Raw genomic sequence first — 12,488 nt, forward strand, 5'->3', positions numbered from 1 at the left:
GCAACCGGCCGGCTCGACCTCGCACACCCCTGCACACCCCTGCCCAAGGAGAAAGCGCTTCCTGCGCGACGTACGCACGAAGCACGCACGACGCACGCACGACGCAACTGAGATCGGAGAACAGTCATGGCCCAAGCCGCAGCCGTGGCGAAACCGCCCGCGCCACCCCGGCGGCGCCGTGCCTCCGCCACGCCCCGCAGGCTCCCGTACCTGCTGATCGCGCCGGCGGCCCTGCTGATGCTGGGCTTCATCGCCTACCCGGTCATCAGCGTCTTCTACTACAGCCTGCAGAACTACAACCCCACAAAGCCGTGGCGGAACGGCTACGCGGGCTTCGACAACTTCGTCCACGCCTTCACCGACGACCCGCAGTTCTGGGACACGCTGACCTTCAGCGCCAAGTGGGTCGTCGTCGAGGTCGGGCTGCAACTGCTGTTCGGTCTGGCGCTGGCGCTGATCGTCAACCAGACCTTCGTCGGCCGGGCACTGGGCCGCGCCCTGGTCTTCTCCCCGTGGGCCGTCTCCGGCGTACTGACGTCCGCGATCTGGGTGCTGCTCTACAACTCCCAGACGGGCATCACCCGTTACCTCGCCGACATGGGCATCGGCGAGTACGGCACGAGCTGGCTGTCGGACACCTCCACCGTGTTCCCGGCGGCGATCGTCGCCGACCTGTGGCGCGGTGTCCCCTTCTTCGCGATCCTCATCCTCGCCGACCTCCAGTCCGTCTCGAGGGACCTGTACGAGGCCGCCGAGGTCGACGGGGCGAGCCGGCTCAAGCAGTTCTGGCACATCACCCTGCCCCATCTGAAGGACGCCATCGTCCTGTCCACGCTGCTGCGCGCGGTGTGGGAGTTCAACAACGTCGACCTGCTGTACACGCTCACCGGCGGCGGCCCGGCGGGAGAGACCACCACCCTCCCGCTGTACATCGCCAACACCTCCGTCGACGCCCACAACTTCGGCTACGCGTCCGCGCTCACCACGGTCGCGTTCGTGATCCTGCTCTTCTGCTCGATGGTCTATCTGCGCCTGAGCAAGTTCGGAGGTGAAGGCAAGTGATCACCAAGGAGGCCACCGAGGTCGCGCCCGCACCCGCGCCCGTGACCCCAGCCGCCGACCGGCGGCCGCGCGACAGGCACCGCGCCTGGGACGAGGTCCCCCGCTGGCAGATCTACGTCCCGCTGTCGATCTACCTGGTCTTCACCCTCGTCCCCTTCTACTGGATCCTGCTCTTCGCGCTCCGCCCGGCCGGCTCGACCTCGCTCGTGCCCTGGCCGATGACCTTCGACCACTTCGAGAAGGTCTGGAACGAACGGGACTTCGGGGTCTACTTCCAGAACAGCGTGCTCACCGGCGTCGCGACCCTGCTGCTCACCACCCTCGTCGCCCTGACCGGCGGCTACGCCCTCGCCCGCTTCGACTTCAGGATCAAGCGCGGCTTCATGCTGGCCCTGCTGTGCACCCAGTTCGTGCCGGGCGCGCTGCTCCTGGTCCCGCTCTTCCAGATCTTCGCCGAGCTGAAGATGATCAACTCGCTCGGCAGTGTCATCATCGCCGAGACGGTCTTCCAGCTGCCCCTGTCGATGATCCTGATCAGCGGCTTCATCCGGAACGTGCCGTACTCCCTGGAGGAGGCCGCCTGGGTCGACGGCTGCAACCGCCTCACCGCCTTCCGGATCGTCGTCCTCCCCCTGCTGCGGCCCGGGCTGATCGCCGTCGGCTCCTTCGCCTTCGTGCACGCCTGGAACCACTTCCTGTTCGCCCTGATGTTCCTCTCCGACCAGACCAAGCAGACCATCCCGGTCGGCCTGAACACCCTGATGAGCGCGGACAGCGTCGACCTCGGCGCGCTCGCCGCGGGCGGCATCATCGCCGCCGTCCCCGTGGTGATCGTGTTCGCCTTCATCCAGAAGTGGCTGATCACCGGCTTCAGCGCGGGGGCGGTGAAGGGATGAGACTCCGTCAGATCGCCTTCGTGGGGGTCCTGGTGGGCGCCTTCTGCCTCCCGGCCCATGCCGAGGCCCGGGACATCGGCCGCGACACCCTCGCCCCCGACGACGGCTGGGCGGCGTACGGCACCGGCACCACCGGAGGCGCGGCCGCCGACGACGCCCATGTGTACACCGTCACCGACCGCGCCGAACTCGTCCGCGCCCTCGACAGCGGCAGCGACACCCCGAAGATCATCAAGATCGCCGGGACGATCGACGCCAACACCGACGACGACGGCGACCGTCTGGACTGCGCCGACTACGCCACCGACGGCTACACGACCCGGAGGTACCTGACCGCCTACGACCCCCGCACCTGGGGCTCCGCCAAACCGGCCGGCGCCCAGGAGGAGGCCCGGCAGGCCTCGGCGGCCCGGCAGGCCGAGCGGATCGTCCTCACCGTCGGCTCGAACACCACGATCGTCGGCCTCGGCAGGGGAGCCGTCCTCGAGGGCGCCTCCCTCCAGGTCAGGAACGCGGACAACGTGATCCTCCGCAACCTCGACCTGCGCGACGCCTACGACTGCTTCCCCGTCTGGCAGCCCAACACCGGCGGCCTCGGCGACTGGAAGACGGCGTACGACACCATCTGGCTGACCGGCGCCACCCATGTCTGGGTCGACCACATCACCGCGAGCGACCGGGGCCACCCCGACGAGGACGAGCCCACCTACTTCGCCCGCAACTACCTCCGCCACGACGGCCTGCTGGATATCACCAACGGCTCCGACCTGGTCACCGTCTCCTGGAGCCGGTTCGCCGACCACGACAAGGCGATGCTGATCGGCAACAGCGACTCCGCGACCGGGGACCGGGGCAGACTCCGGGTCACCCTGCACCACAACCAGTTCGAGTCCGTCGTCCAGCGCGCCCCGCGCGTCCGCTTCGGACAGGTGCACCTGTACGACAACCGGTACGTGGTGCCGGAGGGCAGCGAGTACCGCTACTCGCTCGGCGTCTCCACCGAGTCCGCGATCCACGCCGAGAACAACGCCTTCCACACCCCCGGGCACATCGAGGTCGCCGACCTGGTCAAGAGCTGGAACGGCACCGCCCTGCACCAGAGCGGCACCCTCTTCAACGGCTGGCCCGTCGACCTGCTCGCCATCCACAACGCCTACAACAGCGGCAGCGAGCGCGATCTCACCGAAGACGTCGGCTGGGCGCCTACCCTGCACGGAAAGATCGACAGCGCCGCGGTGGCCGACCGCGAGGTGGCCCACGGCGCGGGCGCAGGGAGGATCCCATGACCATCGACATCGTTCTGGCGGGCGCGCGCGGCCACGGCCACTGGCACCTGGACAACATCCGCCGGCTCCAGGACAAGGGCATCGTCCGGCTGGCGGGCATCTGCGAACTGACCCCGCTCACCCCGGACGAGATCCCCGAGGGCCTCGGCACCCCCGAGCAGTCCGCCGACTTCGGCGCGCTCCTCGACTCCACCGGCGCCCGGATCGCGGTGATCTGCACCCCGATCCCGACCCACACCGACCTGGCCCTCACGGCCGCCGCCCGAGGCGTGCACCTGCTCCTGGAGAAGCCGCCCGCCCCGTCGTACGCCGAGTTCCGCCGGATGGCCGAGGGGGTCGCCGAGGCCGGCGTGGTCTGCCAGATCGGGTTCCAGTCGCTGGGCTCGCACGCCGTGCCCGCGATCCGCCGGATGATCGCCGACGGGGTGATCGGGGAGATCGCCGGGGTCGGCGGCGCCGGTGCCTGGGCCCGCGCCGAGGCCTATTTCCGGCGGGCGCCCTGGGCCGGCAAGCGACGGCTGAACGGCGTCGACGTCGTCGACGGCGCCCTCACCAACCCGCTCGCGCACGCCGTCGCCACCGCTCTCGCGCTGGCCGGCGCCACCCGCGCCGAGGACGTCACCCGCATCGAGACCGAGCTGGCCCACGCCAACGCCATCGAGTCCGACGACACCTCCTGCGTCCGCGTCACCACCGGGGGCGGCCTGCCGATCGTGGTCGCCGCGACCCTGTGCGCCGAGGACCCCGACGACCCGTACGTCGTCGTCCACGGCAAACGCGGCCGGATCACCTACTGGTACAAGCAGGACCGCGTCCTGCTCCAGCGCGCCGGCCACGGCCCCGAGGAGTTCGAGTACGGCCGCACCGACCTGCTGGAGAACCTCGTCGAGCACCTCACCGACGGGACCGAACTGCTCGTCCCGCCGGCCGCCACCGAGGCCTTCATGCGCGTCGTCGAGGCGATCCGGGTCGCCCCCGACCCCGTCCAGCTCGACCAGGACACCTGGCACCTGCTGAAGGACGAGGACCGCAGGGTCGTCGCCGGAATCGACGGCCTGGTCGCGGCCGCCGCCGACACCCTCGCCCTCTACTCCGAACTGGGCGCCCCCTGGGCGCTCACGACCGCGCATCCGAAAGAGGTGAGCACCTGATGGCACAGGCACCCGACGCGCCGGTCGTGCTGTACGTCGCGGGCCGCCCGGTCGGCCGCTACGTCACCCGGCCCGAGCTGCCCGCCCGGCTCTCCCCGCGCCCCTATCTGCACCCCGTCACCACCCTGGCCGGCACCATGGTCACCGAGCTGACCCCCGCCGACCACCTCCACCACCTCGGCGTCGGTGTGGCCGTACCCGACGTCGAGGGGCACAACTTCTGGGGCGGGCGCACCTACGTCCGCGACCGGGGCCCCACCGAGCTCGACGACCACGGCGTCCAGCGCCACCACTCCTTCCAGCTCCGCGACCCCGACGGGTTCGTGGAGGAGCTGCGCTGGATCGCCTCCGCCACCGAGCTCCTGCGCGAGCGCCGTACCGTCGCGGCCACCGAACTCACCGACACCGCCTGGGCGCTGGACTTCACCTTCTCCCTCACCAACGTCACCGCGGCCCCGCTCTCCCTCGGCAGCCCCGCCACCAACGGGCGCCCCGGCGCGGCCTACGGCGGCTTCTTCTGGCGCGCCCGCAAGGAGGACACCGCCCCGGACGTCTTCACCGCCGGCACCGAGGGCGAGGCCGAGGTCCACGGCGGCCGGGCCGACTGGCTGGCGCTGGCCGGCGCCGACTGGACCCTGGTCTTCGCGGGCGCCACCGACGCCACCCGCCGCGACCCCTGGTTCGTCCGCACCGCCGAGTACCCGGGCGTCGGCTCCTCGCTGGCCTCGGCCGACCGCCTCGCGATCGCCCCCGGCGACACCGCCGTACGCCGGATCGTCACCGTCGTCGCCGACGGCCGCCTGGGCCGCGACGAGGCCTCGGCGCTGGTGCGGAAGGCGGTCAGCCAGTGACCGACGACGTGTACACCAACCCGGTCCTGAACGCCGACTGGTCCGACCCGGACGTCGTACGCGTCGGCGACGACTTCTATCTCACCGCCTCCAGCTTCGGCCGCGCCCCCGGACTGCCGCTGCTGCACTCCCGGGACCTCGTCCACTGGACGCTGGTCGGCCACGCCCTCGAACGCCTCGAACCCGCCTCGGAGTTCACCGCGCCCCGGCACGACTGCGGGGTGTGGGCCCCCTCGATCCGCCACCACGACGACCGCTTCTGGATCTTCTGGGGCGACCCCGACCAGGGTGTCTTCCAGGTCAACGCCCCTGAGATCAGAGGCCCTTGGAGCCGCCCGCACCTGGTGAAGGCGGGCAAGGGGCTCATCGACCCTTGTCCCCTGTGGGACGAGGAGAGCGGCGAGGCGTATCTCGTGCACGCCTGGGCGAAGTCCCGCTCGGGCGTCAAGAACCGGCTCACCGGCCACCGGATGCACCCCGACGGCACCTCCCTCCTCGACGAGGGCAAGCTGATCGTCGACGGTGACCGCATCCCCGGCTGGTTCACCCTCGAAGGGCCCAAGCTGTACCGGCACGACGGCTGGTTCTGGATCCTGGCGCCCGCCGGGGGAGTGGAGACCGGCTGGCAGGGCGCCCTCCGCGCGCGGGACTTCTTCGGCCCCTACGAGGAGAAGGTCGTCCTGGAGCAGAAGGACACCGAGGTCAACGGCCCCCACCAGGGCGGCTGGGTGCGCACCCCGTCCGGCGAGGACTGGTTTCTGCACTTCCAGCAGCGCGGCGCCTACGGCCGGGTCGTCCACCTCCAGCCGATGCGCTGGGGCACGGACGGCTGGCCGGTGCTCGGTGACGAGGGCGCCCCCGTCGCCGTACACCGAAAGCCGGACCTGCCGGCGCAGCCGCCCGCCGCGCCCGCCACCGACGACGACTTCCCCGGTGGACGCTTCGGCCGCCAGTGGCAGTGGACAGCCAACCCGCAGGACGGCTGGGCCACCCAGCACGCCGGCGACGGCCTGCGTCTGTCCTGCGTCCGTACGGCGGACGCCCACGATCTGCGCAAGCTGCCGAGCGTCCTCACCCAACGGCTGCCGGGCGTCCCGTCGGCCGTCGAGGTGGAGCTGACCCTGCACGGCCAGGAGCCCGGCGCCCGCGCCGGACTCGCGGTCCTCGGCGACGCGTTCGCCTGGATCGGGCTGGAGCGCGCGGGCGACGGAGCCGTGCACCTCGTCCACCGGTTCGCCGAGGCCGTCGCCGAGCGGGAGCGCGACGCCGCCCACCCGCTCCTCGCCCCCGACGGCCGGGCCCGGCTGCGGATCGAGATCGGCGCGGGCGCCCGCTGCCGGTTCGCCCACGACATCGGCGAGGGCCCGCGCCCCTCCGGCCCCGTGTTCGCCGCCACCCCCTGGCGCTGGGTCGGCGCCCTGCTCGGTCTCTTCGCGCTCGCCCCCTCGGGACCGGGGCACGCCGGAGCGGCCTCGTTCACGGAGTTCCGGATCAGCCCGCTCTGACCCGTTCCCCCACACGCCTGTCGGGAGCCGCATCGGCTTCCTCCCCTGTCTGAAGGCGGGGGATTCCAGCGGTCGCCCGCTGGGTTTCCTGCTTCACCGACGACCGCCCCGTCCGGGAGGACTCCCGTTGAGGTCTTACACCGTCTCCACAGGCAGACGCCGCCGGCCCGGCGGCCAGGATGTCGCGTGCCGCGTTCGCGTCGCGGTCGTGCACCGCGCCGCAGTTGTCGCACGTCCACTCGCGGACGTTCAGCGGCAGCTTCTCTCGGACCGTGCCGCGGTTCCCGCACTGTGTGCCGCTGGGGAAGAAGCGGCCGATCACGACGAGTTCGCGCCCGTACCAGGCGCACTCGTACTCCAGCATCATGCGGAGGTCCGTCCAGGCCACGTCACTGATGGCGCGTGCGAGCCGGCCGTTCTTCACCAGGTTGCGGACGGTGAGGTCCTCGATCACGACCGTTTGGTCTGCCGGGTCGCGGGACACGGTCGCCGTGGTCGGCTCCGCACCCTCGGGCATCTGACGCGACCAGCGGATGTCCAGCGGCCCGGTCGTCTTCGCCGGAGTCAGCCGCCCGTCGCGCCATGTGAAGGCGCTCCGGGTGTACTCGGCCGAAGCACGGGACTTCTCGCGGCTCTTGTACCGGGGGTACTCGGCGCGCTTGGCGAAGAAGTGCCCGAACGCAGTCTGAAGGTGGCGCAGCGCGCAGCCGAACGTACGGGACAGCTCAGCTGCCTGCTCGTCCGTGGGGTGGAAGCGGTACTTGAATGCCCGCTTGACCTGCTGCTCCACACCTCACGCTCTATCAGATCCCCTGTGAATGGCGGGTGTCGGTCGACGGCCGGTGGACGCCGCATCGCCCGGGTGATGCGGCTTTCTCTGCCCTCCTGCGCAGGAGTTTCGTTTCCTCCCCGGTCTGAAGGCCGGGGTATCCACGAAGGAGAGCTCCGATGAACAGCACCATCCGCAGAAGCAGGCGCGCCGCACTGGCCGTCGCTCTGGGCTCCGTGCTCGCGCTGACCGCCACCGCCTGCGGTGACGACGGCAGCGGCAGCGCGGGGGACAAGGGAGGCGAGGGCTCGGGCAAGGGCGAGATCACCTTCTGGGACAACAACGGCGGTGTCCGCACCGACATCTGGAAGGAGATCATCGCCGACTTCGAGAAGGCGAACCCGGACATCAAGGTGAAGTACGTCGGTGTCCCCGCCGACAGCGTCCAGTCCAAGTACGACACCGCCATCCAGGGCGGCGGTCTGCCCGACGTCGGCGGCGTCGGCACCGCGATGCTCGCCGAGGTCGCGGCACAGGGCGCCCTGGAGCCGCTGGACGACCGTCTCGCCAAGAGCGACCTGAAGGACCAGCTCAACGTCAAGTTCCTGGACAGCGTCAAGGCGGCCGGTGTCGACGGCAAGACGTACAGCGTGCCGACCTCCGCCAACAACGGCACCCTGTGGTACCGGACCGACCTGTTCGAGAAGGCGGGCCTGGAGGCGCCGACGACCTGGACGAAGTTCTACACGGCCGCCGACAAGCTCACGAACAAGGGCAAGAACGCGTTCGGGTACACCATCCGGGGCGGCGCGGGGTCCATCGCCCAGGCCCTGGACGCCACGTACGGCCAGAGCGGCATCACCGAGTTCTGGAGCGGCGACAAGACCACGGTCAACGACCCGAAGAACGTGGCCGCGCTGGAGAAGTACGTCGGCCTGTACAAGAAGGACACCCCGGCCGCCGACGTCAACAACGACTTCACCAAGATGGTCGCCCAGTGGGACAGCGGCACCATCGGCATGCTGAGCCACAACCTCGGCTCCTACGCCGACCACCAGAAGGCCCTCGCCGGCAAGTTCAAGGGCATCCCCGCGCCGACGCAGGACGACGGCACGCGCGTGCAGGTGTCCAACCCGGTCGACGGGCTCGGGCTGTTCAAGTCCAGCAAGAACAAGACCGCCGCCTGGAAGTTCATCGAGTTCGCCGCCGGTCATGAGGCGAACAGCAAGTGGAACGAGACGGCGGGACAGGTCCCGGCGAACCTGGAGGCGGCGCAGGACAGCTGGGTGCAGTCGTCGGAGCCGACGAAGCTGGCCGCCGAGGCGCTGTCGGGGGACGGGACGAAGATCGTGCAGCTGCCGTACTACCTGCCCGACTGGAACACCATCTCCAAGGCCGACAACGAGCCGAACTTCCAGAAGGTGCTGCTCGGGAAGCTGAGCGCGAAGGAGTTCCTGGACACGTTGGCGGAGCAGCTGAACGCCGCGCAGGCCGACTGGAAGAAGAACCACGGATAACTCGGGTGGTCTGGGTCGCGGGGCGGCTGCGGGTCCGTTGTGGCCGGTCGCGCAGTTCCCCGCGCCCCCCAAAAAAGACAGGTGAACGTTCGTGTCCCTTACCCGTAGGCAAGTCACCTCCGCGGCGCTCGCCGCCCTTCCGCTCGGTGCGGTCGCCGCCACACCGGCCCGGGCCGCTACTCATCGGCGCCGTACCGTCTTCATCGCCGGTGACTCCACCGCCGCCCAGAAGTACTCCGACGCCGCGCCCGAGACCGGGTGGGGCATGGCACTGCCCTTCTTCCTCTGTTCCGGGCTGCCCGTCGCCAATCACGCCGTCAACGGGCGCAGTTCCAAGAGCTTCGTCGACGAGGGGCGGCTGGACGCCGTTCTCGCGGCCATCAGGCCCGGCGACTTCCTGATCGTCCAGTTCGCGCACAACGACGAGAAGACCACCGACCCCACCCGCTACACCGAGCCCTGGACGACGTACCAGGACTATCTGCGGATGTACCTCTCCGGTGCCCGGGCGAAGGGCGCGCGGCCGGTGCTCGCCACGCCCGTGGAGCGGCGGCGGTTCGACGCCGAGGGGAACGCGCTGCCGACGCACGGGGAGTACCCGGCGGCCATGCGGGCGCTCGCCGAGGAGGAGGGCGTGGCGCTCCTCGACCTCCAGGCGCTGTCGCTGGCGCTCTGGCAGGAGCTGGGGGTCGAGGCGACGAAGACCTACTTCAACTGGACCGACACCGAGCAGGACAACACGCACTTCAATCCGCCGGGCGCGATCGCCGTGGCGCGGCTCGTCGCGCGGGAGCTGCTGCGGACCCGGGTGCTCGGACCGCGGGACGTGGTCCGGCTGCACGACGAGATCCCCACGTCCTGGATCACCTGGCCCGACCCGTCGTAGCCCGACCTGCCGTAAGCCGACCTGTCTCAAGCAAGAGGAGAACCGCACAGTGCGTACACAGCAATGTCATGGACGCGTCATCGCTGCCCTGGTGGGGTGCACCGCTCTGGTGCTGTCCGTCACCGGCACCGCCTCCGCCCACGCCGGCCCGCGCGACCTCGGCCGGCAGGTCCTGGCCGCGAACGACGGCTGGGCCTCGTACGGGACGGGCACCACGGGCGGCTCGGCCGCCGACGCCGAGCACGTCTACACCGTCACCACCTGGGCGGAGTTCAAGGCCGCCCTCGCGGCCGGCGGCTCCGCCCCGAAGATCATCAAGGTGAAGGGCGTCATCGACGCCGTCGCCGAGGGCTGCGACGCCTTCGCCGCGCCCGGCTACGACTTCGACGCCTACCTCGCCACGTACTCCCCGGAGGTCTGGGGCCTGGACACCGACCTCAGCGCCGAGCCCGCCGACAGCCCGGAGGGGCTGCGCCGCGTCTCGCAGGCCAACCAGGACACGGCCATCAAGGCGGCCGTCCCCTCCAACACCACCATCGTCGGCATCGGCCGCAACGCCGGGTTCAAGGGCGTCAGCCTCCAGATCAAGGCCGTCGACAACGTGATCATCCGGAACCTGTCCTTCGAGTCGCCGATCGACTGCTTCCCGCAGTGGGACCCCACCGACGGCACCCACGGCAACTGGAACTCCGAGTACGACACCGCCGTCGTCTACGGCGCCACCCATGTGTGGCTGGACCACAACACCTTCACCGACGGCTCCCATCCGGACAGCGCCGCCCCCACCTACTTCGGGATGCTCTACCAGCAGCACGACGGCGAGCTGGACATCGTCCGCGGCGCCGACCACGTCACCGCCTCCTGGAACGTCTTCACCGACCACGACAAGACGATCCTGATCGGCAACAGCGACAGCGAGTCGACCGCGGCGGGCGACCGGGGCCACCTGAAGGTGACCTTCCACCACAACCTGTTCTCGAACCTGGTCGAGCGCGCGCCCCGGGTCCGCTTCGGCCAGGTCGACTCCTACAACAACCACTTCGTCGCCAACGGCGACTACTCCTACAGCTTCGGCATCGGCAAGGAGTCCCAGCTCGTCGCCGAGCACAACGCGTTCACCCTGCCCGAGGGGGTCAGCGCCGCGAAGGTGCTCAAGCGCTGGAACGTCTCCCCGCTCACCGCCGACGACAACTACGTCAACGGCACCGCCACCGATCTGATCGCCGTCCACAACGCGGAGATCCCCGCCGAGGTCCTCCAGTCCGGCGCCGGCTGGACCCCGACGCTGCGCACCAAGGTCGACCCCGCCCGGTCCGTGCCCCGCATCGTCGACTGCGGCGCGGGCGCCGGACGCCTTAGCTGACCCGACCGCGCACCCCGCCGGGGCGGCCCCGCCGTCGCCCCGGCCACCCCCCAGCAGAGCCGCACCGCCAAGGAGCACCCGCATGCACTCCCTTTCGAGAAGGCGGTTCCTCGCCGCGACCGGCGGCACCGTGGCCGCCCTGGGCCTGGCCGCCCCGCCCGCACGGGCCACCGGCAGACGCGGCCCCTTCGGCCGCCACGGCAGCCCGGCCGCCCGCCTCACCCCCCAGACCCTCTACGTCGACCCGCTCGGCCGGGGCGACTTCACCACCGTCCGCGACGCCGTCGCCGCCACCACCGGCAGTGGCTGGACCCTCGTCCTCGCCGCCGGCGTCTACCGTGAGACGGTCCTTCTCGACGCCACCCGCACCGAGGCCACCTGGATCGGCGCCCCCGAGGACCCCCGGGCCGTCGTCATCGTCTACGACAACGCGGCCGGCACCCCCAAACCCGGCGGCGGCACCTACGGCACCACCGGCTCGGCCACCACCACCCTGCAGGGCGACGGCTTCACCGCCCGCTGGATCACCTTCGCCAACGACTGGCTGCGCGCCGACCACCCCGACATCACCGGCACCCAGGCCGTCGCCGTCAAGGTCCAGGGCGACCGCTCCGCCTTCCACCACTGCCGCTTCCTCGGCCACCAGGACACCCTGTACGCGGACTCGATGTCCCTGGCCGTCTTCGCCCGGCAGTACTACGCCCACTGCTATGCCGAAGGAGACGTCGACTTCGTCTTCGGCCGGGCCACCGCCGTCTACGAGCAGTGCCACTTCCGCACCCTGAACCGCAGCGACCTGGCCGCCGCCCCCTACGGGTTCGCCTTCGCCCCCTCCACCGCGGGCGCCAACCCCCGCGGCTACCTCGTGACCCGCGGCCGCGTCAGCAGCGAGGCCCCCGACGCCTCCTACAAGCTGGCCCGCCCCTGGGTTCCCAGCTCCGACACCACCGCCCGCCCGTCCCTGGTCGTCCGGGACACCCACCTCGGACCCGGCATCGACGCGGTCGCCCCCTACACCAACATGTCGGCCTCCTTCCCCTGGCAGAACCAGCGGTTCGCCGAGTACCGCAACACCGGCCCCGGCGCCGAGATCACCGTCCCCGAGAACCGGCCCCAGCTCACCGACGACCAGGCCGCGTCGGCGACCCGCGCCGCGTACCTCGGCGACTGGGAACCCTGGAAGGGGGAGTGCTGACATGGCC

11 protein-coding genes are annotated in these 12,488 nt (G+C 70.8%); 10 read left to right on the forward strand and 1 reads right to left on the reverse strand.

Features of this window, described 5'->3' with window-relative positions:
- Positions 1 to 126: 126 nt before the first annotated feature.
- The 6 genes from OG852_RS36705 to OG852_RS36730 are packed head-to-tail and all read left to right on the forward strand — an operon-like array spanning position 127 to position 6,751.
- The gene (locus tag OG852_RS36705) at positions 127 to 1,062 is read left to right on the forward strand and encodes a carbohydrate ABC transporter permease (protein WP_330350167.1); all 936 of its coding nucleotides are present in this window, start codon (positions 127 to 129) and stop codon (positions 1,060 to 1,062) included.
- Positions 1,059 to 1,958 carry a carbohydrate ABC transporter permease gene (locus tag OG852_RS36710; protein WP_133910295.1) on the forward strand — a complete coding sequence of 300 codons (900 nt, stop codon included), beginning with the start codon at positions 1,059 to 1,061 and terminating at the stop codon, positions 1,956 to 1,958. The genes OG852_RS36705 and OG852_RS36710 overlap by 4 nt, the downstream gene beginning before the upstream one ends.
- Complete coding sequence (locus OG852_RS36715; RefSeq protein ID WP_330350168.1) at positions 1,955 to 3,244, forward strand: pectate lyase family protein; 1,290 nt, start codon at positions 1,955 to 1,957, stop codon at positions 3,242 to 3,244. The genes OG852_RS36710 and OG852_RS36715 overlap by 4 nt, the downstream gene beginning before the upstream one ends.
- Complete coding sequence (locus OG852_RS36720; RefSeq protein ID WP_330350169.1) at positions 3,241 to 4,395, forward strand: Gfo/Idh/MocA family protein; 1,155 nt, start codon at positions 3,241 to 3,243, stop codon at positions 4,393 to 4,395. Before OG852_RS36715 ends, OG852_RS36720 begins: the two co-directional genes overlap by 4 nt.
- Positions 4,395 to 5,246, forward strand: a complete 852-nt coding sequence (locus OG852_RS36725) for a PmoA family protein (protein ID WP_330350170.1) — start codon at positions 4,395 to 4,397, stop codon at positions 5,244 to 5,246. The genes OG852_RS36720 and OG852_RS36725 overlap by 1 nt, the downstream gene beginning before the upstream one ends.
- Positions 5,243 to 6,751, forward strand: a complete 1,509-nt coding sequence (locus OG852_RS36730; RefSeq protein ID WP_330350171.1) for a glycoside hydrolase family 43 protein — start codon at positions 5,243 to 5,245, stop codon at positions 6,749 to 6,751. Before OG852_RS36725 ends, OG852_RS36730 begins: the two co-directional genes overlap by 4 nt.
- On the opposite strand, the gene OG852_RS36735 is transcribed toward OG852_RS36730, so the two are convergent.
- Complete coding sequence (locus tag OG852_RS36735) at positions 6,738 to 7,541, reverse strand: RNA-guided endonuclease InsQ/TnpB family protein (RefSeq protein WP_330350172.1); 804 nt, start codon at positions 7,539 to 7,541, stop codon at positions 6,738 to 6,740. The genes OG852_RS36730 and OG852_RS36735 overlap by 14 nt on opposite strands.
- 158 nt (positions 7,542 to 7,699) lie before the next feature.
- On the opposite strand from OG852_RS36735, the gene OG852_RS36740 reads away from it, so the two are divergent.
- From OG852_RS36740 to OG852_RS36755, 4 genes are all read left to right on the forward strand, one after another.
- Positions 7,700 to 9,037: an ABC transporter substrate-binding protein gene (locus OG852_RS36740; protein WP_133910301.1), complete on the forward strand. Its 1,338-nt coding sequence runs from the start codon at positions 7,700 to 7,702 to the stop codon at positions 9,035 to 9,037.
- 91 nt (positions 9,038 to 9,128) lie between these two features.
- Complete coding sequence (locus tag OG852_RS36745) at positions 9,129 to 9,923, forward strand: rhamnogalacturonan acetylesterase (protein ID WP_330350173.1); 795 nt, start codon at positions 9,129 to 9,131, stop codon at positions 9,921 to 9,923.
- Positions 9,924 to 9,972: 49 nt separating this feature from the next.
- A complete protein-coding gene (locus tag OG852_RS36750) occupies positions 9,973 to 11,286 on the forward strand; it encodes a pectate lyase family protein (RefSeq protein ID WP_133910303.1) in 1,314 nt (437 codons plus the stop codon).
- Between the two features lie 82 nt (positions 11,287 to 11,368).
- Complete coding sequence (locus OG852_RS36755; protein ID WP_330350174.1) at positions 11,369 to 12,481, forward strand: pectinesterase family protein; 1,113 nt, start codon at positions 11,369 to 11,371, stop codon at positions 12,479 to 12,481.
- Positions 12,482 to 12,488 lie beyond the last annotated feature (7 nt).

Source organism: Streptomyces sp. NBC_00582 (assembly GCF_036345155.1).
Taxonomy (GTDB): Bacteria; Actinomycetota; Actinomycetes; order Streptomycetales; family Streptomycetaceae; genus Streptomyces.